This is a genomic window from Neptunomonas antarctica, from assembly GCF_001305295.1.
GTDB classification, from domain to species: Bacteria; Pseudomonadota; Gammaproteobacteria; order Pseudomonadales; family Balneatricaceae; genus Neptunomonas; species Neptunomonas antarctica.
Genome location: NZ_LJSI01000055.1, coordinates 128,301 through 150,336 on the forward strand (window position 1 = coordinate 128,301; position 22,036 = coordinate 150,336).

Below are 22,036 nucleotides of genomic sequence, written 5' to 3' on the forward strand. Positions count from 1 at the left end.
ATCCTACGTCCGGAACAATTGAGTGGCGACCTGAAGCAGTTCTTCGGTCGAATGGGTGTTTCTTAGTTTTTCCCTTGCTTCGTTCTGGCTAAATACTTCTGCCAGTGTCCCTAAGGTGCTTAAGTGCTCATCACACGCTTCTTCGGGAACTAGTAAGAAAAAAAGTAAATCGACAGGGCGGTTATCGATGGCATCGAAGTTGATCGGTTCGGATAAGCAGATGAGGGCACCTATCGCTTTCTGGAGTCCGGCAAGGCGGCAGTGTGGAATCGCCACACCTTCGCCTATGCCGGTACTGCCCAGTCGCTCTCTACCAATCAAGCCGCTGAATACTGCCTCGGCAGTGAGGTCATCATCAGATTCGGCAATAATCTTACTGAAAAATTCGATGATACGTTTTTTGCTGCCTCCTTCAATATTTTGAAGAACTCGCTCAGGTGATAGCATTGACAAAATGGGCATGTGATTTCAGTTTTAAAGGGTTACTTATGGCTTTTGAGTTTTTCTTTATGTTTGATGATCTGACGATCTAGCTTATCAAGCAATCCGTCAATAGCCGCATACATATCATCCTGCTCGTTTGTTGCGAAAAGTTCACCCCCGGCAATATGCATATCAGCTTCTGCTTTCTGACGTTGTTTGTCGACACTCAATGTTACTTGTACGTTGGTAATATTATCAAAGTGTCGCTCAAGTTTCTGAAATTTACTTTGCACATATTTAGAAAGTGGCTCCGTCAATTCTACATGATGGCCTGTAATATTGATTTGCATAGTTATCTCCTCTTAAAAACAACGTGTGTTGTCAGAACATCTTCATTAAACCAGACACTTCCTTTCATTAGAAGGAGCAATTCCCATTGCTTCACGGTATTTCGCAATTGTTCGGCGTGCGACTTGAATGCCTTCTTCCTCTAATAGCTGCGCGATTTTATTATCGCTTAAGGGTTTTACTGAATTTTCGGCGGCAATCATTTTTTTAATGACAGCGCGAATGGCCGTTGAAGACGCTGCGCCCCCATCATGAGTGCTTACATGGCTTGAGAAAAAATATTTCAATTCAAAAATGCCGCGGGGAGTGTGCATATATTTTTGCGTGGTTACCCGTGATATTGTTGATTCATGCATTTCAACAGCTTCAGCAATGTCGTGTAGCACCATAGGCTTCATGGCTTCTTCGCCGTGATCAAAAAACTCTACCTGGCGTTCAACTATCTGTGTGGATACTTTTAGTAATGTGTCGTTACGGCTTTGCAGGCTTTTTATAAACCAGCGAGCTTCCTGTAGATGATTTTTAAGATAGGTATTATCAGCACTGCTGTCGGCGCGACGAATAAGGTCGGAATAGTTCGTATTGATTTTTAGCTTAGGAGAAGTGTCTGAGTTTAGCCTGACTGTCCAGACACCCTGAAATTTCTCAACAAAGACATCGGGGATGACATATTCTGCCTGACTGCTGGAGATGGACGAGCCAGGATAGGGATTCAGAGATTGAATCAGGACAATAATGGCTTGTAACTGAGGCTCTTTCAGCCGCATCTTGCGCAGTAGTTGTTTGTAGTCCCGTGTGCCTAGCAGATGGATATATTGACGGCAAAGTGTCAGTGCCTGCTGAAGTAGCGGCGTATCAGCAGGAAGTTGACGTAATTGAATACACAAGCACTCGCCTAAGTTTCTGGAAGCTACCCCGGGCGGGTCAAATTGCTGAATGCGGTGTAATACTGCTTCTATCTCATCCAGTTCTGATTCACTGAATAACTGGGGTTCACTTGCTTTGAAATGTTCGAGAATTTCCTCAGTCGTGCTGCGCAGGTACCCTTCGTTATCGATACCATCAATAATAGCTTCGGCAATCAATTGGTCGGCAGGACTCATGGGGGTTAAATTTAACTGCCAATTGAGATGATCCTGTAAGGTTTCTTCTGCTGTATCATTCGATTCGAAGAACGCATCGTCATCACGATAGCTGCTGCTCGTGCCTGACTGATAAGTATCGTCCCAGGACGAGTCGGTCGCCAATTCAGCAGGAATGCTTTCGTTCCATTGATCTTCGGGCGCGTGATCCGTATTTTCTTCGCTGGCGGTACTGCTCTGAGTTAGATTTTTATCTTCGCTGGGCGTAGTAATCTCGCGCTGTATTTCTGATTGTTCGTCAGAATCGTCGCTGGTTTCAAGCAGAGGGTTGCTATCCAATGCTTCCTGAATCTCGTGTTGGAGATCAAGTGTAGACAACTGCAACAAGCGAATCGCCTGTTGTAGTTGTGGGGTCATCGTCAGATGTTGACCCATTTTAAGTTGCAATGATTGCTTCATATAATTACAGCATTACCCCGAAAAGCCTGATCATTTTACTTAAAGAGTAAAAGAGTGGCCTAAATAGGCCGCTTTTACTTGCTCGTTTGATAAAATTTCCTTTGGTGTCCCCTGAGCGAGAATCACACCTTCACTTACGATATAGGCTTTTTCACAAATATCGAGTGTTTCTCTGACGTTGTGATCTGTAATTAAAACGCCTATCCCTTTAGATTGTAAGTGCTTTATGGTTTGTTTTATATCATTTACTGAAATCGGATCTACTCCGGCAAAGGGTTCGTCTAATAAAATAAAGGTGGGCTCAGAAGCAAGTGCACGAGCGATTTCTACACGCCGACGTTCACCACCTGAAAGGCTCATGCCGAGACTCTCTCGTAGATGCGAGATGTGAAACTCTTCAAGTAGCGCTTCCAGCTTTTGGTTACGCTGTGCTGAGGTTAGCTCTTTGCGCATCTCAAGTATGCCCATCAGGTTGTCGTGAACACTCAACTTACGAAAAATTGAGGCCTCCTGAGGTAAGTAGCCGATGCCTTTGCGGGCACGTTCATGCATAGGTAATGCAGTAATATCATCACCCTGAATCCTGATGGCGCCTTTGTCTGAATTTATCAGTCCGACAATCATGTAAAAGCAGGTTGTCTTTCCTGCGCCATTCGGGCCTAGTAAACCGACAATCTCGCCGCTATTTATTTCCAGAGAAACATCACGAACGACCTGTCGTTTCTTATAGGATTTAGCTAAATGTAACGCTTGAAGAGTGCTCATGTTTGTTATTTGGCCTTAGGCTGTATGATCATCTTAACGCGCTCTCCCGATGATCCGGTGCCGCTGTATGCGTTAACGATTGCTTTGTCCATTTGATACACAATGCGCTCTCCACTGAAAGTATCACGTGCTTGTTCTACGCGCGCCTGACCAGTAATAGTCACAGTCTTGTCGGCTATTCGGTATTCAAGTTGCTGGCCGAAGGCATTTGTTATCGGTTTGTCTGCGGAGGGTTGCTGTCGAAAATTAGCAGGATCACCTGTCGCTATAATATGGCTAATGTCATCATTGGTACGGTAAAGATCAACGTTAGTGGCACGGATTTCCATCGAGCCCTGAACCATCAGGACGTTGCCATTGTACGTTGTTGTGCCGGAGTTTTCGTCCATATGTGCACTATCAGCACTGATATGTATAGGTTGAGAGCTATCGGACGGCAACGCAAAGCAAGCCGGACTTAGCCATACACTGAGTAGAAGCAAAGATAGGTGTGCGAATCTATTATTTAACATAGAAGGTGCCTTTGACATCGGAGAGTAAGTCGGATGTGTTGGTTTTGTAATTTATGATCATGCCGGTTGCTGTGGTGATGTTTTTTTGTTGGGTTATCTCAACAGGAGATTCCGTTTTAGCAATGCCTTGAGATTCATGTAAGGTCAGGGTCGATGTATTCAGAACACTGACATCATCACTCAGCGGATTATGCGTGACAACGACCTGCTCATCAAGATCAAGCCGGTCCTCTTCATCAAAAGCGATGCCGTATTGACTTCGGACCGTTAAGCTAAGACGCTTATCAGACATGAGGTTGATGCGTGGGTCTGCTAATGTTGAATGTTTGTCTTGAGGGAAGTGGTTTAGTTCTGTTGTACTCAAGGTCCGCTCCAGCTCCCCTTTAATGTTAAATTTTTTGGTCGATGCTTGTTTCATGAAATAGTCGACGCCATGGGTGATCTGTTGGTTCACAGCTTCGTTTACATGCGATTCTGAATTAATGACCCAATAGAAAAACAAGGGTACCAACAGTGCGATGGCCAGCGTGATTCTGATTTTGCTGCGGGTAAACAGCATAGCTACATGAACCTCTCATAAGCGCTATGCAGTTTTCCTTGTGCTTCCAGGATAGCTTCGCAAAATTCGCGAGCGGCACCATATCCGCCGGTACGTTCTGTGCACCAGTTCGCATGTTTCAATACGAAGGGGTGTGCGTTCGGTACCGTAGCGCCGAGCGCCACTGCGCGAATGGCGGAAAGGTCTGGAAGATCATCCCCTATATAGGCTGTTGTAGAGGCTGAATGCTCAGAGGATTCCCAGATCTCTTTGAGTGCGTCGAGTTTGTCATCGCGGCCCTGACGCAGATACGTAACACCTAAGGCTTCGGCACGAATTTCAACTTGAGAAGAGCGTCTGCCGGTAATAATGGCAGTTTCGATGCCGGCGTCATGGAGTAGCTTTACGCCGAGTCCATCAAGGGTGTTAAACATTTTTACTTCACGGCCATCGGGTAAAAAATGTAAGCTGCCGTCGGTCATGATGCCATCGACATCGAATACTGCTAATGTAATATTCGATGTTTGTATCCGTAATGCCTGACTATCAATTTTACGCATCAGATCACTCCTGCTTTGAGCATGTCATGCATATTCAGTGCCCCGGTAGGATGATTCTGATTATCGCAGATGATCAGCGCGTTAATCTTTTTATCTTGCATGATCTTCAGTGCTTCGGCAGCCAGAATTTCGCCGGATATGGTGGTGCACTGAACTGTCATGACGTTTTCTATAACGGTAGTTTTCAGGTCCAGGTCTTGATCCAGAGTGCGGCGTAAATCACCATCGGTGAAGATGCCTATCAACTCACCATTATCGTTCACAACGGTTGTCATTCCCAGGCGTTTTTCAGTGACTTCAATGAGTGTTTTGTTAACGGTAGTACCTGCTCTAACCATGGGGATGTCTTGGTTGGCGTGCATAATATCTTTTACTTTCAGCAAAAGTTTACGCCCCAAAGTACCGCCAGGATGTGAAAAAGCGAAATCTTCTGCACTAAAGCCTCTGGCTTCCAGCAGAGCAATCGCTAATGCGTCGCCGAGTACAAGCTGAGCTGTTGTGCTTGAAGTGGGCGCTAAGCCCAGTGGGCAGGCTTCCTTTTCGACACCGATATGCAGGTTAGCATCAGCGGCTTGTGAAAGGGTGGATAGTCGATTAGCCGTGATGCTGATCAGAGGTGCACCCATACGTTTTATCAAGGGTAAAATGGTGACAATTTCTGATGTCTCGCCAGAATTAGAGATAGCCAGAACCACATCATTAGAAGTGAACATCCCCATGTCTCCATGGCTCGCTTCCCCGGGGTGAACATAAAAAGCAGGTGTACCGGTGCTCGCCAGTGTTGCCGCTATTTTGCTGCCGATATGTCCTGATTTACCCATACCGGTAATAATAATGCGTCCGGTGCATGCCAGCATGGTGCTGCATGCTTTTTCAAAGTCACCATCCAGGTAGTTGAGCAACTCATAAACGGCTTCCGCTTCCAGTTTGATGGTGCGGATTGCTGATTCCAGAAAAGGTTTTGTATTTCCTTTAGTATTATTCATAGTGCTCTTCTTTGTGGTGAAATCTTTATAGTGATGTCTTTTTATCTGTGTTTTTTTGGTGATCTTTTTATGATGCTCTTCTTGATTCTGTAGTATGTAACGAAGCATTTAACTGAGTATTCAGGATCAAGTCGACATATTATACAGTACAAGCATATATCCCGCATATGCAGCGGTTAGTAGTCCGCCTTCTATTCGATTAATTCTAGCCGGTCGCTGTCGCAGGCAAAATATTAACAGTGCGACTGTCATGCCTAACATAACCAGATAGTCACGGTTAAAGGCAAGAGCATCGAGTGTGATGGGGTCGACGAGGCCAGGAATGGCCATCACTGCCGCAAGGTTGAAAATGTTAGAGCCAACAATATTGCCCAGAGCAATGTCATGATGTTTTTTTAATGCGCTGGCTACTGACGCTGCAAGTTCTGGTAGGCTGGTACCAATGGCGACAATAGTGAGACCAATAACCAGTTCAGAAATGCCGAGTTGAGTGGCAATTTCTACAGCGCCCCATACGAGCAAGCGGGAGCTCGCTACGAGTAAGCTGAGACCTAGTATGAGCCAGAAAATGGCTCTGCTGTTGGTCATTTCAGGTATCTCGTCTGCTTCCTCTGCAAGTTGGTCGTCAGGGTTGCCATTTTTTTGGAATTTAGCAAAAAGAATGAGGCAGACGACGAGCGACGATAATAATAGAAGAGCGTCTGGCAGGCTTATATCTAAATTAATAAGAACAACACCAGCCAGTAACGTAATGGCCAATAAAAGAGGCATCTCTTTACGCAACACCGCTGATTTTACCGGTAGTGGAGCAATTAAGGCCGTTATGCCGAGCACCAGACCCATATTAGCAATGTTGGAGCCTAACGCGTTACCGACAGCTAAACTGCCTGAGCCGCTGATCGATGCCATGACCGAGACTAAAATTTCTGGTGCGGAGGTGCCAAAGGCTACAATTGTCAGACCGATGAGCATCGGGGACATGCCAGAATTTTTAGCGGTGACGGCGGCCCCGATAACAAAGCGGTCTGCGCTCCAGACAAGAATGATCAGGCCTGCAATAATAGATAAAATCGGAAATAACATGGTGTATGGTGTGCCCAATGGTCATGATGGCTTATTAAAGCAGAACAAAAAACAGGTGCAAGTTAAAATTGGTTTGAAAAGAGAGTTTAAACCAAAGTTTAAAAACGTGTGTAAAAGAAAGTTCTGTTCACGTTTTATGTTGTCAATGTTATAGTGCGCCGCGGAATTTTTATGTCAGATAAACGCATTACTTAACTCCTGCTTTCAGGGAAATAGGCTTTTACTATGTCGATGCACAATAGTTCTGAATCGATTATCGATATACAAGGACTTAGCTTTAGTCGTGGAACCCGCAAGATCTTCCGAAATGTAAATATGGAGATCCCGCGTGGGAAAATAACAGCAATTATGGGGCCTTCGGGCACAGGCAAAACGACACTGCTTAAACTGATCGGCGGGCAGTTGCGCCCGGATACCGGGCAGATAAAGATCGATGGGGAGGATGTGCATCGCTTGTCGCGACAGCAGCTGTTCTCTTTGCGTGAACGTATGGGTATGCTATTTCAAAGTGGTGCTTTGTTTACCGATATGAGCGTGTATGACAATGTAGCTTTTCCGATAAAAGTACATACGGATCTGCCGGATGACATGATTCGCGATATTGTGCTGCTAAAATTACAAGCGGTAGGGTTGCGTGGAGCCCGCGATTTGATGCCTAGTGAGTTATCGGGTGGGATGGCGCGACGAGTCGCATTGGCGCGGGCGATATCGCTGGACCCTGCTATTGTTATGTATGATGAGCCTTTTACAGGCCAGGATCCGATAGCAAAAGGCGTGCTGGTTAAGCTTATACGCATGATTAATAAAGCGTTAGGGCATACCAGCATCATTGTTTCGCATGATATCCAGGAAACGTTGAGTATTGCCGATCACATCTTTCTCTTATCTGATGGCCATGTGATCGCTTCAGGCACACCCGCACAGTTGTTAAAGGATGATACAGAGCAAGTGAAACAATTTATGCAAGGGCTGCCCGATGGTCCTGTTCCTTTTCACTTCTCTGATGATGATCTACTTCAGGATCTTTATACACAGGAGAGTCCTAATGCTTGATCAAATCGCCACACTGGGGCGTTCTACACTTGATCGTTTGGCCTCTGCAGGACGAAGTGGGCAGATGCTTTGGCAGTCATTAGTGGCAGCGCCAACGCCTGTGGTTATGTTTCCTCTGCTGCTTAAACAGATCTATTTTATTGGTGTTTTATCACTGGTTATTATAATCGTGTCCGGTTTGTTTATTGGAATGGTGCTGGGGTTGCAGGGCTACACGATTTTAGTTGACTACGGATCAGAACAAGCGGTTGGGCAGATGGTGGCCTTAACTCTGGTGCGTGAGCTGGCTCCGGTGGTTACTGCGCTTTTGTTTGCCGGCCGTGCCGGCTCTGCGCTCACAGCGGAAATCGGTCTGATGAAAGCCACTGAGCAGCTTTCAAGCCTTGAGATGATAGGTGTTGATCCTCTGCGCCGTATTGTCGCGCCGAGGCTTTGGGCTGGTTTTATCTCAATGCCGATTCTCGCAGTGATCTTTGCAATGGTGGGTATTTTTGGCGGTGCATTGATCAGTATTGAATGGCTGGGGATTTTTGAAGGGTCATTCTGGGCTAATATGCAAAACTCAGTTGATTTCTCTGGAGATGTTCTGAATGGCGTTATTAAAGCTTTTGTGTTTGGTGTAGTCGTTACCTGGATAGCGGTTTTCCAGGGTTATGATTGTGTACCAACCTCAGAAGGCATTAGTCAGGCAACGACTCGTACTGTTGTCTATTCTTCCTTAGCTGTTTTAGGGTTGGATTTCGTTTTAACCGCATTGATGTTTGGAGATATATAAAAGATGCGTATGCGCTGGATTGAAATCATGGTTGGCTTTTTTATGGTGCTGGGTATTCTGGCAATATTAGGGTTGGCGCTGAATGTAAGTGGTTTGAAACTGTCTGCTAAACAAGGCGACTATACTGTCTATGCTCGTTTTGAAAATATTGGCGGCTTAACTTCTCGTGCTAAAGTAACACTTTCGGGTGTGCAGATCGGAGAAGTAAAAAGTATACAGATTGATAAAAATCGTCTGGTCGCCTTGGTCGCTATGGATATTCACGGTGACGTCGACTATCTCTCAGTCGATAGCTCAGCCAAAATTCTGACGGCGGGTCTGTTAGGTGAACAATATATTGGTGTTTCTGTTGGTTTTGAAGAAGCGTCCCTCAAAGAGGGGGAATATATTCGCGATACTCAATCAGCCATGGTATTGGAAGACCTGATTGGGAAGTTCTTGTTTAATAAAGTGAGCAATTAAGGGAAGTACCCGCAATGAAACGACTATTTTTAACGGTTATTTTTGGGCTTGGGCTGTTTTCGCAGTCATTTATAGCGGCAGCTACCTGGCAGGAAGCGAGTGTTGAAGTTAAGCAGACGATCGAAGATATGATCTCTGTAATCAATCTTCACCGTGCAGAGCAGCCAGTCGATATCAATGCTGTGTCAGATGATATGGAGAAAATTGTTGATCGCGATGTCGATTTTGAATACATCTCACATTGGGTGATGGGTAAATATTATCGTCAGGCAAGTGACGCTGAACGTACACAATTTGCTGTGGTATTTAAGCAAACGTTGATAAAAACGTATGCTAAATCGTTACTCGAGTTTGATATTGACACTTATAATATGGTTGAGCCTACTAGTATCAGCCCTGAAGATGATAAGCAGATTGTCTCCGTTAATGTGACATCTAAAGCCGGTGCTAATTACACATTAGTTAACTATATGGTGAAAAAAGATGACAATTGGAAGTTAGTCAACGTCATGCTCGATGGTATTAATTTAAGAATTACTTTCCAAAATCAGTTTGCAGAGATGATGCAGCGTTCACAGTACGATGTGGGGCAGGTGGTCGACTCATGGAAAGCGAAAATTGATGATAAACCGGCGAAGAGTTAATCTGTGAGTGATAAAACATTAAGTCCAGAGAATAAATCGATAGAGCTGGTCGGCGATTTGGTTTTTCCTAATATTTACCAGATAAGGCAAAAAACTGAAGCGTCTATTTCGGCGCAGGTTGGGGACTGTGTTCTGGATTTTTCCAAGGTAGGGAAAGTGGATAGTTCGTCGCTCTCTTTATGCTTATGTTTTTTGCGATTGGCAAAAAAACAAAATAAAGAAGTGACATTTATCAACCTGCCGGATGATATGGTTTCGATTGCCGACCTGGTGGGTTTGGATGCGAATGCGCATTTCCACAATAGCCATTGAAAGGTATTAATTTCGCCTTTTAGGTGCTAATTCGTTACCATTGCGTCCCTCTATTGTAAATGCAAACTTGTTACGGAGCGCTTCATGAATGCTGAAGAAGTAAAGACTATTATTGAATCGCAACTACAAGGCTCAGAGGTAATTACCGGGGGTGAAGGTTGTTCCTTCGAAGTTACTGTTATCAATGAACAATTTACTGGCTTAATGCCTGTTAAAAAACAGCAGTTGGTATACCAGTGCCTGAATGAATATATAGCTGATGGCACTATTCATGCGCTTACCATTAAAACCTATACACCTGAGCAATGGAAAAAATTGCAGGGCTAACTCGTGGTTGGAATTTTTAAATGGATAAACTCATTATTGAAGGTGGTGCGCGTCTGAACGGTGAAGTCCGTATTTCAGGCGCAAAAAACTCAGCACTGCCTATTCTTGCGGCAACGCTACTGGCGGATGAGCCGGTAACAATCTGTAATCTGCCGCATCTGAATGATATTACAACCATGCTGGAGCTGATCCGTCAGATGGGCGTTGAACTGACGATTGATGAAAAGCTCAGTGTTGAATTTGATACCCGTACCATCAAACACTATAACGCTCCTTATGAATTAGTTAAAACGATGCGTGCCTCTATTCTGGTGCTGGGTCCATTGTTGGCTCACTACGGTCAGGCTGATGTTTCTCTCCCGGGTGGCTGTGCGATTGGCAGCCGTCCTGTGGATTTGCATATCCGTGGCCTGGAGGCGATGGGTGCTGAGATTACCGTTGATGCCGGTTATATTCATGCGCGCAGTAACGGACGTTTGAAAGGTGCAAAAATATTATTCGATATCGTGACGGTTACCGGTACTGAAAATATTTTAATGGCAGCGACATTGGCTGAAGGCCAGAGCATTCTGGAAAACGCGGCGCGTGAACCCGAAATTGTTGATCTGGCAAACTGTCTGATTGCTATGGGTGCAGATATTCAGGGCGCAGGTACCGATACGATTACCGTTAATGGTGTCGAATCCCTTAAAGGATGCCGCTATTCGGTTATGCCGGACCGCATTGAAACGGGCACCTATCTTGTTGCTGCAGCGGCTACCCGTGGTTACGTTAAAACGACTAATACGCGTTCAGATATTCTGGATGCAGTGCTATTAAAGTTGACCGAAGCGGGCGCTAAAATCGAAACCGGTAACGACTGGATTTCACTCGATATGGAAGGCCGCAGGCCAAAATCTGTGAATATTACAACCGCACCTTATCCTGCTTTTCCAACGGATATGCAGGCACAATTTGCCGCATTGAACGCGGTGGCTGAAGGGGTTGGACATATCAAAGAGACTATCTTTGAAAACCGCTTCATGCACATGCAGGAGATGATTCGATTAGGTGCTAACATCCTGATTGACGGAAATTCTGCAACGATTGAAGGTGAAGATCGACTACAGGGTGCGCCAGTGATGGCAACAGACCTGAGAGCATCGGCCAGTTTGGTGATTGCGGGACTCGTTGCCGATGGAGAAACCACTATTGATCGTATTTATCACATCGACCGTGGTTATGAATGCATTGAAGAGAAATTGCAGATGATGGGTGCGAAGATTCGTCGCATCCCAGGCTAAGTGAATAAAATGATGAAAAAACAACAGCTTACGATTGCGCTGTCTAAAGGTCGTATACTTGAAGAAACACTGCCATTGTTGGAAGCAGCGAATATTATTCCGGCAGAGAATATCTTTAAAAGCCGTAAGCTGATTTTTGACACCAATCACGACAATATTAAATTTGTGGTGATTCGGGCGACTGATGTTCCGACCTATGTTGAGTATGGTGGTGCTGATATGGGCATTGCTGGCAAAGATGTATTGATGGAGCATGGTGGCAAAGGGTTATACGAGCAGCTTGATCTTGAAATCGCAAAATGTAAGCTGATGGTTGCCGGTCTGACCGGTGCTGCGCCTGTTGAAGGGCGTATGCGCATCGCAACAAAATTTGTCAATATTGCGCGTCAGTATTTCGCGCAACAGGGTTGTCAGGTGGATCTCGTCAAACTCTACGGTGCTATGGAATTGGCCCCTATTATGGGCTTGGCCGATCGTATTGTCGATATCGTAGACACGGGTAATACGCTGCGCGCCAACGGCCTGGAGCCGATGGACTTTATTGCTAATATCAGCTCTCGACTTGTTGTTGGCGAACCCGCAATGAAGATGAAGTACCGCCAGATCCAGCCGATTATTGATATGATGTCTGATGCTGTTGTGAAAAGAAGAGAGGGTTAATTGATGAGTGAACTGTCTATCACCCGCTTAAATAGCTCACAGGATGATTTTAAAGAGCAGCTTGAAAAGATCCTCGCATGGGAAAGTGTTTCCGATGTGAAGGTTAATCACATTGTTGATGAGATACTGGCCGAGGTAAAACTCAACGGTGATGCCGCTGTTGTTAACTATACCAATCGCTTTGATCTGACGTCCGTTACTACAATGGCTGAGTTGGAGCTGACTAAAGAGCGTCTTGCACAAGCCTTAGACACTTTGCCTGAAGATCAACGCAGTGCGCTTGAACAAGCGGCACAGCGTATACGTCAGTATCATGAAAAGCAGAAAAGTGATTCGTGGCAATACACTGAAGCTGATGGCACCATGCTGGGTCAGAAAGTGACGCCCTTAGATCGTGTTGGTTTGTATGTGCCGGGTGGAAAGGCTGCTTACCCTTCATCGGTGTTAATGAATGCTATTCCCGCTCATGTTGCCGGCGTTAAAGAAATCATAATGGTGGTGCCTACACCACATGGCGAGCTGAATCAGCTGGTACTGGCTGCTGCATCGCTAGCGGGTGTTGACCGCGTCTTTACCATTGGTGGCGCTCAAGCCGTGGCGGCTTTAGCTTATGGTACAGAAACTGTTCCTAAGGTTGATAAAATTGTCGGCCCAGGCAATATTTTTGTCGCGACAGCAAAACGTGCCGTATTTGGTGTTGTTGGCATTGATATGATTGCCGGACCTTCTGAAATTCTGGTGATTTGTGATGGAAAAACAGATCCCGACTGGGTTGCGATGGACCTGTTTTCGCAAGCTGAGCATGATGAAGATGCGCAATCGATACTGGTTACTCCGGATGCCGACTTTATTGATAAAGTTGAAACTAGTATTCGCAGATTATTACCCACGATGGAACGTAAGGAAATTATAGAAGTTTCCCTACGTAATCGTGCCGCTCTGATACTGGTTAAGGATATGGAACAAGCCATTGAAATCAGTAACAGCATAGCGCCTGAGCATCTTGAATTATCGGTTGAAAACCCAGAAGAGTTGCTGCCCCTGGTGCGTCATGCAGGTGCGATCTTCATGGGACGCCACACCGCTGAAGCGCTGGGTGATTACTGTGCAGGCCCTAATCACGTTTTACCGACCTCCGGTACCGCGCGTTTTTCATCACCCTTAGGTGTTTATGATTTTCAGAAGCGTTCTTCACTGATTATGTTTTCAGCGGATGGTGCCTCAAAAACCGGTAAAATTGCGTCGGTGCTGGCACGCGGAGAAGGGCTTACCGCGCATGCTCGTTCTGCTGAATACCGTATCAAAGACTGATTAAATAAGCGCATGAAAAAGGCCTCATCTGAGGCCTCATCTGAGGCCTTTTTGCTGTCTGTTTAACTATCATTTTGGCGTCCACAATAACAAATGCTGTCTACAAACTTCCGATAACATTTTGTTCAGGAAGCAGGTTTAGTCAGTGGTCGCTCTCCCACTTTTACCTCAGTTGTTAAATGTTCGCCCTCGCGAAGAAACTCCACATTCAACGGTTCACCCGGTGTAAGGTCAGCAATGCTGATCATCGAACGGCGTCCATCCACTCGCTCACCATTTAGTGAAAGCATGATGTCGCCAGGTTGCAGGCCTGCTTTATGGGCAGGGCCATCACGGTAGATGCCGGCAATAATAAGTCCGTTCATCTCCTCAATGCCGAATGACTCAGCCAGGTTAGGCGTTAATTCCTGAATCTCTATACCTAACCAGCCACGTACAACGCGCCCTTGTGTAATCAGATCGGTCATTACTTTTTTGGCTAAATCGGATGGAATGGCAAAGCCTATTCCTTGTGAACCGCCGGATTTTGAAAAAATAGCGGAATTTATACCTATCAAATTACCATGAGCATCAACGAGCGCACCGCCAGAATTACCTGGGTTTATAGCGGCATCCGTTTGCAAAAAATCTTCGTAAGTATTCAACCCAAGGCTATTCCTGCCGGTGGCGCTGACAATGCCCATAGTAACGGTTTGACCTACGCCGAAAGGGTTGCCTATTGCCAGCACGACATCACCGACACGCAGGGCGTCTGACGGTGAGAGGGTAATGCTGGGTAAGTTCTCCATATTAGTTTTTAAAATAGCCAGATCGGTTTCCGGATCGGTGCCCACAATCTCCGCCGACGTTTCACGGCCATCTTTGAGGGCAATCACAATGCTATCAGCCCCGGCAATTACGTGGTTGTTGGTGATAATGTAGCCTTGTGCATTAAGGATAACGCCAGATCCGAGGCTGGATTGAATACGCTCACGTTGCGGCATATCACCCAAATCAAAAAATTTCTTAAAAAGAGGATCTTCGATGGGAGGATACTGCTGTTGTTTGATCACAGTTCGGGTATAAATGTTGACGACAGCGGGTGCCGCTTTTTCAACTGCATCAGAATAAGATACAGGGCCACTTACACCCGGTACATGAGTAGGTAACAGTGTTTCACGTATTTCGACAGTTGTAACCGGCGGTGAAAACAGCTGAGGAAAAAACTGTAGTAGGATAATGGCGACCAGTACACCGGTGATGATTGGCCATCCTAAAAAACTAAATTTACGCATGTTTACGTCTCAGAAATACTGGTGAAAATACCCTCACATTGTAGAATTATACGGTCAGAGCCACTCGGTTACTAATCAGGAGTTTATTCTATGTCAGTTTTATTGCCTGCACTGGTTAAATATTGTGAAGAATTGTTAAGTTCAGGACAGTTTAAAGATTATTGTCCAAACGGTTTGCAGGTAGAAGGGAAGGTTGAGGTTAAACGAATTGTCTCAGGTGTGACTGCTTCTCAGGCGTTATTGGATGCTGCTGTATCGATGCAGGCTGACCTGGTGCTAGTGCATCACGGTTACTTTTGGAAAGGTGAGAATGAGCGGGTCGTCGGTATCAAAAAGCAACGTCTGCAAACGTTATTGCGTAACGATATCAGTTTGCTGGCCTATCATCTGCCGTTGGATGCTCATCCTGAACTTGGCAATAATGCTCAGTTAGCAAAAATGATGAACTGGCAAATTGAAACGGGTTTGGATGGTGAGTTAGGGCAAGCCATCGGTATGGTTGGGCAGTTAGAACATGCGCTAACGGCAGACCAGTTATCGGCGGAGTTTGAGCGTGTTTTAAAGCGTCCGGCACTTCATATAAAAGGCATTGATCGGGCTATTAAGCGAATTGCATGGTGCACGGGTGGCGCGCAGGGTTATATCGAGAAGGCGCTTGAATCGGGCGCTGACGCCTATATATCAGGTGAGATTTCGGAGCAAACCGTACATATTGCCCGCGAAGCAGGGATTGACTACTTTGCGGCGGGGCATCATGCAACGGAACGTTATGGTGTGCAGGCGCTAGGTGAGCATTTGAAACATCACTTTGGCATAGAGCATCATTATATAGAGATAGATAATCCGGTATAAATGAAAATAGCCTCGCAAGGAGGCCATTCTTTTAACTGCTGTGTTGATGTTAACTACATCTGTGTTAACAGCAGTTGCCGCTTAGGATCTAAGCTTTTTTGGCAGAGTCATCAGGCGTAGCTTTTTTTTCTGCTGATTTTTCTGATGTTTTTTCTGACTCAGTGTCAGCGGCTGCTTCAGCGTTTTTCAAGCCATACGACTCAGATAAAGTGCCTTCTTCCTTGGCCTGCTTAGGCGCATAGTCTCGTGGAGGCTCCACATTGACGGACGCTTCGGTTTTGGCTGTATCTTTTGGTTCAGTGTTAGGTTCAGCCGATTCGCTGTCCGCCTCTTTGATGATCACTTCTTTCTGAAGTGCTAATTGAGGAGTCATGCTAGATTCGATCGAACGTGCGGTATCGGCATCACATAATGCCTGAGCACCCGTTGCCAGATGTTGGTATACACCACGGTAAGACTCAGTCATCTTATTAACGAGGTCGGCTGTTTCTTCAAAATGGCCGGCAACTTTTGATTTATAGGTTTCCAGCTCTTTTTGCATATCTTCAAGTTGTTGTTGGCCTGAGTCGCCACCAGCGCGGCCCAGCAAATAACCAATCAATGCACCAATAGCCAGGGCTGCAACACCAATGATCCAAATATTACTCTCTTCCACAGTTAGTCCTCACTGCTAAAATCACGTTATATTTTTGTTAAAGCGATTCTTATTAATGGATAGGATAATAGAAACTGCTTATTAACCTCATCATGAACAGACAACTTAACACGCTTTTAGTTTTATTTAACCGCATTACTTGCGTGCAAGCGCAGCGCGATGCTGTTCGGCAAGATAATGCACCTGTTCAGTTAGTATTTCTGTAGCAAGTACAACATCCTGAAGCTCGATCGCCTTAAATAAGCGTTCATGCTGTTGGTGAATGACGGCCTTTTCCCGATAGCGGTGTGCCACCATGTTAGCGACCGGTTGTAAGGCTTCGATTACCGTATGCATAACAAACCCCAGCATACGATTGCCTGTTGCGTCGGCTATTAAGCGGTGGAACTTTACATCCGATGCGCAGAAGTCTTCAGCTGAAAGGGCAACATCGGCTTGTGCGTCGAGTTCATGCTGCAATGCCTCCAGATCCTGAGACGTACGGTTCTGCGCTGCTAATTTACAACAGATGACTTCAAGCTCAAGACGAGTCTGGGTAATTTCTTCTAGCGAAAAAGCGTTTAGTCCCATCAGCAATGTGGTTGCACCGGCTAATGAATCACTCAGGTCGCTGATGCTGGGACGATTAACAAAGGTTCCGCCGGTAGGTCCGCGCTTAGAGCGCACCAGGTTTTGAGCGGCCAGACGCTTTAGCGCCTCACGAATAGTCGGGCGTGAAACGCTAAAACGTGCCGCCAGTTCATCTTCTGTTGGTAAGCGGTCATCAGCTTCCAGTGAGCCATCAATAATTGCCTGACGGATCTGGTCGGCAATCTGGCGAGATAAGCTTTGTAGGCCAACCGGTTCAAAATCTATAGATTTCACACATCATTACTCATAAAAATCAGACAGAGAGTATTCCATAAATAGGTGTATTTGTTAAATTGTCATATGAATGAATTTTACCCGTGCGTACAACAATCTCTAAAACAGCGCAGTTATACTGGCATAGTGCCAGTGCAGGTCATTAAAGCCCCTTGCATCTATTGCCCTCGACTCGTTATTCTTGCGTATTTTTCGTGTCGTTCTGAGTAACTTATAATGCAGTCAAAACGCGGACGCCTGGATCGCTACCTCAGTGTTAAAGTGAATATCAATCGCAAAGATGTAAGGCTGATGCTGGCTCAGCAGCGAGTCTGTGTAGATGGGCGAGTTGCTATCGATATTGATCAGGCGATTAACGAGTTTTCCCATATCACGTTGGACGATCAGATATTACAGGCCAACATGGCGACGTATGTCATGATGAATAAGCCGGTGGGCGTGGTGAGTGCAACCAAGGATGAGCAGCACCGAACCGTGATTGATCTGTTAGATAGGCCGGACCGGGCAGGGTTGCACATTGTCGGTCGTTTAGATCTGAATTCATCGGGTTTGTTATTACTTACCAATGACGGTCGCTGGTCGAGTGGCCTGACCTCACCTGATAAAAAAGTAACTAAGGTGTATCGGGTGACACTCGAAAATCCTCTCTCACAAGAGTATATCGAGGCGTTTGCAGCGGGTATGTATTTCGCTTACGAAGACATTACAACACGGCCGGCACTGCTCGAAATAATCACGGATAAGGTGGCTCAGGTCAGCCTCACCGAAGGGCGATATCATCAGATAAAACGCATGTTTGGTCGGTTTAGAAATCCTGTGCTGCAACTGCATCGCATTAGCGTAGGGCCATTACTATTAGATCCGGCACTGGCTCCCGGCGAAAGCAGAGAACTAACCGCGCATGAGATCACCGAGACAAGCTGCTAGTTGCCAGCACTGCTGAATAGTGATTCTGTAAAATACTGATTCTTAAAAAGCTGATTGCTGATCAATGACTCTGCGACATTTGGCTAAGAAATGCGTAAAATGCAGCCTTTACTAAAACTAAGTAGCCTTTACTAAAACTAAGTAACGCTGTCTTATCGGGAAGCCTCACATGATACGTCTGACTAATATTCAAGTACCGCTGGATCACGATGATCAGGCGCTGACAAATGCAATTTTAACCCGCTTAGACATTACAGCAGACGACCTGATAAGCCACGAAGTGCATAGGCGTGGATACGATGCACGTAAGAAAACTAATATCGTACTGATTTATACCCTTGATGTTGAGACCCGCTGCAACGACGCATTGCTCGAAAAGTTTGCAGAGAATCATCTGGTCAAAGTCACACCCGATATGAGCTATAAATATGTAGCACAGGCACCTGCCAATTTACAGGAACGCCCTGTGATTATCGGCTTTGGGCCGTGCGGTTTGTTAGCGGGTTTGGTCTTAGCGCAAATGGGCTACAACCCGATTATTCTTGATCGGGGTAAAGAAGTTCGCGAACGCACCAAAGACACCTTTGGGTTTTGGCGTAAAAAAATACTCAATACCGAATCCAATGTGCAGTTTGGTGAAGGCGGTGCCGGAACATTTTCAGACGGCAAACTCTATAGCCAGGTAAAAGATCCCAAACATTACGGCCACAAAGTGCTGGTCGAATTTGTCGCCGCCGGTGCGCCTGACGAAATCATGTACGTGAGCAAGCCGCATATCGGAACTTTTCGACTCGTATCGATGGTCGAAAAAATGCGTGCGCAAATTATCGCCTTAGGCGGCGAGATACGCTTCAGCGCCCGCGTTGATGATGTTCAGATTGATGATGGCCAGATTACCGGCGTGGTATTAGCCGACGGTGAAGTGATTAAATCAAGACACATCGGGCTGGCGATAGGGCACAGCGCCCGTGATACGTTCCAGATGCTATACGATAAAAACGTGTATATAGAAGCCAAACCGTTCTCCGTCGGCTTTCGCATAGAACACCAGCAATCAGCCATTGATGAAGCACGTTTTGGCAGCAATGCCGGCAACCCGATTTTAGGTGCAGCCGATTACAAACTTGTGCACCACTGTAAAAGTGGCCGTTCTGTGTATAGCTTCTGCATGTGCCCGGGTGGCACTGTAGTCGCGGCCACCTCAGAAGAACATCGTGTAGTGACGAATGGCATGAGTCAGTATTCGCGTGCCGAACGCAACGCCAATAGTGCGATTGTAGTGGGTATAGATCCATCAGATTACCCGGGCAACCCCTTGGCAGGGATCGACTTTCAACGCCAACTCGAAAGTAATGCTTACGTGCTAGGTGGCTCAAACTACGACGCGCCTGCACAGAAAGTCGGTGACTTCCTGAAAGGCCTGTCATCAGAAACGATAGGCAGTGTTGAACCTTCGTTTAAACCCGGTATTAAGCTAACCGACCTGTCTAAAGCGCTACCCGACTTTTGCATTGAGGCGCTCCGCGAAGCGATTCCGGTGTTCAATCGTAAAATCAAAGGCTTTGCCTTAGAAGACGCGATCCTGACGGGCGTTGAAACTCGTACGTCGGCGCCTATCTGTATCAAGCGTGATCAAAATTTCCAAAGCATCAATACCCACGGTCTGTTTCCGGCAGGTGAGGGCGCGGGTTATGCCGGTGGTATTATGTCGGCAGCCATCGACGGCATTAAAATCGCCGAAGCGATGGCGCTGAGCATTAATGAGAGCGTTAAATAAGAGTAGTAATAACAGCATTCAGGAGTAACGCATGTACGTACTGATGGATATTATGGTATCGCCCAGCGGCGTAGGAGTCTCCATTTCACCTTATGTCGCCAGGTGCCAGAAGATCTTTGAAGAAGCCGGGCTAACTCACAGCATGCATGGCTACGGCACCAACGTAGAAGGCGAGTGGGACGATGTTATGGCCGCAGTGAAACGTTGCCATGAAGATCTGCACGAAGCTGGCGCAGTTCGCATCATCAGCCACATGAAGGTAGGTACGCGCGCAGACCGGGCACAGACCATGGCTGATAAAGTCACCAGCGTGCAGGATAAGCTCGCGGCTAAAAGTAGGTCTTGACTAGTGATCTATGCCCGGTATTCCAGTTTGACTATTAAAGGCAAGATCAATAGGGCTGCGCACACCCTTGCCGCCCTGTTTTACTACATGCGTATAAATCTCTGTGGTAGCAACATCCGCATGCCCAAGCAGCTCTTGGATGGTTCGAATATCATAACCCTGCTCTAACAAGCGGGTCGCAAAACTGTGTCGAAAAGTATGCGATCCCGCTTTTTTATGGATACCCGCAGCGCGGATCGCATTTTTAACAGCGCGCTGTACGGTGGAATCCATAATGTGATGTCTGCGTTTAATCCCTGTGCGAGGATCTACGGAAAGTTCTTTGGCTGGGAAAAGATACTGCCATGCCAGCTCACGAGGAGCCGAAGGATATTTTTTTGCTAATAGATTAGGTAAGTACACTTCGCCGCCGCCATCTTTAACATCGCGTTGATGAATTATCTTTACTAAAGATAGTTGCTCCTTAAGCGCGTTAATTAAACTAGCGGGCAGCATCGTCACACGATCTTTGTTGCCCTTACCACGTCGGACTATCAACGTATTCATGGAAAAATCCACATCTTGAACCCGAAGCCTGCCACATTCAGAAATCCTCAGACCTGCGCCATACATTAATCCAGCATGCAAGTAATAAGCGGCGGGTAACTGAGCAATAACAGACATAGCCTCGTTATGAGAAAATACAACCGGAATAGCCTGCGGTTGTTTAGCATACTGAAAGCTGAGTTTAAGCTCGGCCAAACCGAAAAATTGCTTATACAGAAATACTAAAGCGTTTAACGCTGTTTTCTGTGTATTGCGAGAGGCATTTTCCTGTACGGCCAAGTGTTCTAGAAACTGCTCAATCTCCACAACCCCCATATCTTTAGGGTGGCGTTTATTATGAAAATAAATAAACGCTTTTACCCATTGCACGTAAGTTTTTTCAGTCTTAAAAGCTTTATTCTGGGCGCGAATCAATGTGCGGAATTGATCTAAAAAGCGTACAGGGGTGGCGGGTAAAGGGCGACGAACATCTTGCATAAACTCCTCCATGAGTCTCGATAGAAATAGAAAAACCCGAAATATCCAACATCCTGCGGCATATTTAGGATTGTAAACAGTTTATATCGTAATACTTTAATTTTATCAACAGGTTATAAAACGCGAAAAATTTCGAACGGAAAACAACGTACCGAAATATACTACGGGAGGCGCGGCTATCTGATTAGATTAAAAGCTAATTGCCGCAAGTTATTGATTTAGTGTGTTTTTTGTTGATAATGGGGGGAGCCGTTAAAAATAACCTGCAAGGGGATATACGCCCGCTTGCGAATGAATAAACTGTTAACTTCTGATGAATATTCATACATTGCGCAATATAAGAAATCGAAACGTCCAGCAACAAAATGAGCTGATGTTCTTAGTAATGGAAGAGATTGCTAACTCATTCATTCAGAAAGGTCAGCCAGAAAAATGGCTGGATTCGGTTTTAGAAATGAAGGGATTTAGCAAGTCTAGTGGAATTTTGATAGAGATTAGTGATTTACCTGATCAATTTGGGCATTGGTGGTCTGGCTCTTGGTTAAGTAATGGAAAGGATTTTTATGACTTTGAAGTTTTAGTAAATCTGAACACGAATGATGTCATCGATATTGAATTGTGGAATAAAGTCGAGCCAGAAATATTAGCTCATAAAAAAGGTATCGGTAAGACTCCTGCATTTATAGCATTGGAGTTATTATCTAAATATGGAAAAAGTTAACAAAGCAATGCACC

The 22,036-nt window shown here is 45.7% G+C and carries 27 protein-coding genes; 14 read left to right on the top strand and 13 right to left on the bottom strand.

All coding sequences use genetic code 11. The features are described from left to right. Nucleotides 1–3 precede the first annotated feature (3 nt). The 9 genes from ptsN to Nant_RS20740 form a co-directional block, all read right to left on the bottom strand. Complete coding sequence (gene ptsN / locus Nant_RS20700; protein ID WP_054343584.1) at nucleotides 4–462, bottom strand: PTS IIA-like nitrogen regulatory protein PtsN; 459 nt, start codon at nucleotides 460–462, stop codon at nucleotides 4–6. Nucleotides 463–482: 20 nt separating this feature from the next. Then, a complete protein-coding gene (gene hpf, locus Nant_RS20705; protein ID WP_054343585.1) occupies nucleotides 483–773 on the bottom strand; it encodes a ribosome hibernation promoting factor in 291 nt (96 codons plus the stop codon). A 45-nt stretch (nucleotides 774–818) separates the two neighbouring features. After that, on the bottom strand, nucleotides 819–2,312 hold the full coding sequence (locus tag Nant_RS20710) for an RNA polymerase factor sigma-54 (protein WP_054343586.1): 1,494 nt from the start codon (nucleotides 2,310–2,312) through the stop codon (nucleotides 819–821). 39 nt (nucleotides 2,313–2,351) lie between these two features. After that, nucleotides 2,352–3,077 (bottom strand): LPS export ABC transporter ATP-binding protein, encoded by a 726-nt coding sequence (lptB, locus tag Nant_RS20715; protein ID WP_054343587.1) that lies wholly within the window; start codon nucleotides 3,075–3,077, stop codon nucleotides 2,352–2,354. A gap of 5 nt (nucleotides 3,078–3,082) precedes the next feature. Next, nucleotides 3,083–3,589, bottom strand: coding sequence for a lipopolysaccharide transport periplasmic protein LptA (gene lptA, locus Nant_RS20720; protein WP_054343588.1), 507 nt, complete (start codon nucleotides 3,587–3,589; stop codon nucleotides 3,083–3,085). Beyond that, on the bottom strand, nucleotides 3,579–4,148 hold the full coding sequence (gene lptC / locus Nant_RS20725) for an LPS export ABC transporter periplasmic protein LptC (protein ID WP_054343589.1): 570 nt from the start codon (nucleotides 4,146–4,148) through the stop codon (nucleotides 3,579–3,581). The genes lptA and lptC overlap by 11 nt, the downstream gene beginning before the upstream one ends. Before the next feature lie 2 nt (nucleotides 4,149–4,150). Next, nucleotides 4,151–4,687 carry a KdsC family phosphatase gene (locus tag Nant_RS20730; RefSeq protein WP_054343590.1) on the bottom strand — a complete coding sequence of 179 codons (537 nt, stop codon included), beginning with the start codon at nucleotides 4,685–4,687 and terminating at the stop codon, nucleotides 4,151–4,153. Further along, nucleotides 4,687–5,673 carry a KpsF/GutQ family sugar-phosphate isomerase gene (locus Nant_RS20735; protein WP_054343629.1) on the bottom strand — a complete coding sequence of 329 codons (987 nt, stop codon included), beginning with the start codon at nucleotides 5,671–5,673 and terminating at the stop codon, nucleotides 4,687–4,689. The genes Nant_RS20730 and Nant_RS20735 overlap by 1 nt, the downstream gene beginning before the upstream one ends. A gap of 126 nt (nucleotides 5,674–5,799) precedes the next feature. Then, nucleotides 5,800–6,756, bottom strand: coding sequence for a calcium/sodium antiporter (locus Nant_RS20740; protein ID WP_054343591.1), 957 nt, complete (start codon nucleotides 6,754–6,756; stop codon nucleotides 5,800–5,802). A 231-nt stretch (nucleotides 6,757–6,987) separates the two neighbouring features. Between Nant_RS20740 and Nant_RS20745 the strand changes: the two genes are divergently transcribed. From Nant_RS20745 to hisD, 9 genes are all read left to right on the top strand, one after another. Beyond that, the gene (locus tag Nant_RS20745; RefSeq protein WP_054343630.1) at nucleotides 6,988–7,809 is read left to right on the top strand and encodes an ABC transporter ATP-binding protein; all 822 of its coding nucleotides are present in this window, start codon (nucleotides 6,988–6,990) and stop codon (nucleotides 7,807–7,809) included. Continuing rightward, nucleotides 7,802–8,584 (top strand): lipid asymmetry maintenance ABC transporter permease subunit MlaE, encoded by a 783-nt coding sequence (gene mlaE, locus Nant_RS20750; protein ID WP_054343592.1) that lies wholly within the window; start codon nucleotides 7,802–7,804, stop codon nucleotides 8,582–8,584. The genes Nant_RS20745 and mlaE overlap by 8 nt, the downstream gene beginning before the upstream one ends. Nucleotides 8,585–8,587: 3 nt before the next feature. Next, nucleotides 8,588–9,046 (top strand): outer membrane lipid asymmetry maintenance protein MlaD, encoded by a 459-nt coding sequence (gene mlaD, locus Nant_RS20755; RefSeq protein WP_054343593.1) that lies wholly within the window; start codon nucleotides 8,588–8,590, stop codon nucleotides 9,044–9,046. 14 nt (nucleotides 9,047–9,060) lie between these two features. Further along, nucleotides 9,061–9,690, top strand: a complete 630-nt coding sequence (locus Nant_RS20760; protein WP_054343594.1) for an MlaC/ttg2D family ABC transporter substrate-binding protein — start codon at nucleotides 9,061–9,063, stop codon at nucleotides 9,688–9,690. Nucleotides 9,691–9,693: 3 nt separating this feature from the next. Continuing rightward, nucleotides 9,694–10,002: an STAS domain-containing protein gene (locus Nant_RS20765; protein ID WP_054343595.1), complete on the top strand. Its 309-nt coding sequence runs from the start codon at nucleotides 9,694–9,696 to the stop codon at nucleotides 10,000–10,002. Between the two features lie 84 nt (nucleotides 10,003–10,086). Continuing rightward, entirely contained in the window at nucleotides 10,087–10,329 is a 243-nt protein-coding gene (locus Nant_RS20770; RefSeq protein WP_054343596.1) for a BolA family protein, read from the top strand. A gap of 20 nt (nucleotides 10,330–10,349) precedes the next feature. Beyond that, complete coding sequence (gene murA / locus Nant_RS20775) at nucleotides 10,350–11,612, top strand: UDP-N-acetylglucosamine 1-carboxyvinyltransferase (RefSeq protein ID WP_054343597.1); 1,263 nt, start codon at nucleotides 10,350–10,352, stop codon at nucleotides 11,610–11,612. Between the two features lie 12 nt (nucleotides 11,613–11,624). Then, the gene (gene hisG / locus Nant_RS20780) at nucleotides 11,625–12,272 is read left to right on the top strand and encodes an ATP phosphoribosyltransferase (protein WP_054343631.1); all 648 of its coding nucleotides are present in this window, start codon (nucleotides 11,625–11,627) and stop codon (nucleotides 12,270–12,272) included. A gap of 3 nt (nucleotides 12,273–12,275) precedes the next feature. Continuing rightward, entirely contained in the window at nucleotides 12,276–13,583 is a 1,308-nt protein-coding gene (gene hisD / locus Nant_RS20785; RefSeq protein ID WP_054343598.1) for a histidinol dehydrogenase, read from the top strand. A gap of 125 nt (nucleotides 13,584–13,708) precedes the next feature. On the opposite strand, the gene Nant_RS20790 is transcribed toward hisD, so the two are convergent. Next, nucleotides 13,709–14,857 carry a trypsin-like peptidase domain-containing protein gene (locus Nant_RS20790; RefSeq protein ID WP_054343599.1) on the bottom strand — a complete coding sequence of 383 codons (1,149 nt, stop codon included), beginning with the start codon at nucleotides 14,855–14,857 and terminating at the stop codon, nucleotides 13,709–13,711. A gap of 90 nt (nucleotides 14,858–14,947) precedes the next feature. On the opposite strand from Nant_RS20790, the gene Nant_RS20795 reads away from it, so the two are divergent. After that, nucleotides 14,948–15,709 (top strand): Nif3-like dinuclear metal center hexameric protein, encoded by a 762-nt coding sequence (locus tag Nant_RS20795; RefSeq protein ID WP_054343600.1) that lies wholly within the window; start codon nucleotides 14,948–14,950, stop codon nucleotides 15,707–15,709. Nucleotides 15,710–15,797: 88 nt separating this feature from the next. Here Nant_RS20795 and Nant_RS20800 read toward each other — a convergent pair whose 3' ends face one another. Further along, on the bottom strand, nucleotides 15,798–16,364 hold the full coding sequence (locus tag Nant_RS20800) for a Z-ring associated ZapG family protein (protein WP_054343601.1): 567 nt from the start codon (nucleotides 16,362–16,364) through the stop codon (nucleotides 15,798–15,800). Between the two features lie 135 nt (nucleotides 16,365–16,499). Further along, nucleotides 16,500–17,228 (bottom strand): FadR/GntR family transcriptional regulator, encoded by a 729-nt coding sequence (locus Nant_RS20805; RefSeq protein WP_054343602.1) that lies wholly within the window; start codon nucleotides 17,226–17,228, stop codon nucleotides 16,500–16,502. Nucleotides 17,229–17,444: 216 nt separating this feature from the next. Between Nant_RS20805 and Nant_RS20810 the strand changes: the two genes are divergently transcribed. From Nant_RS20810 to Nant_RS20820, 3 genes are all read left to right on the top strand, one after another. Beyond that, complete coding sequence (locus Nant_RS20810; protein WP_054343603.1) at nucleotides 17,445–18,155, top strand: 16S rRNA pseudouridine(516) synthase; 711 nt, start codon at nucleotides 17,445–17,447, stop codon at nucleotides 18,153–18,155. Nucleotides 18,156–18,324: 169 nt separating this feature from the next. Continuing rightward, nucleotides 18,325–19,932, top strand: a complete 1,608-nt coding sequence (locus Nant_RS20815; RefSeq protein ID WP_054343604.1) for an NAD(P)/FAD-dependent oxidoreductase — start codon at nucleotides 18,325–18,327, stop codon at nucleotides 19,930–19,932. 31 nt (nucleotides 19,933–19,963) lie between these two features. Next, on the top strand, nucleotides 19,964–20,278 hold the full coding sequence (locus tag Nant_RS20820; protein ID WP_054343605.1) for an MTH1187 family thiamine-binding protein: 315 nt from the start codon (nucleotides 19,964–19,966) through the stop codon (nucleotides 20,276–20,278). On the opposite strand, the gene Nant_RS20825 is transcribed toward Nant_RS20820, so the two are convergent. After that, complete coding sequence (locus tag Nant_RS20825) at nucleotides 20,279–21,301, bottom strand: integron integrase (RefSeq protein WP_054343606.1); 1,023 nt, start codon at nucleotides 21,299–21,301, stop codon at nucleotides 20,279–20,281. A 313-nt stretch (nucleotides 21,302–21,614) separates the two neighbouring features. Here Nant_RS20825 and Nant_RS20830 point away from each other — a divergent pair, with 313 nt between their 5' ends. After that, nucleotides 21,615–22,022 carry a hypothetical protein gene (locus Nant_RS20830; protein WP_054343607.1) on the top strand — a complete coding sequence of 136 codons (408 nt, stop codon included), beginning with the start codon at nucleotides 21,615–21,617 and terminating at the stop codon, nucleotides 22,020–22,022. Nucleotides 22,023–22,036 lie beyond the last annotated feature (14 nt).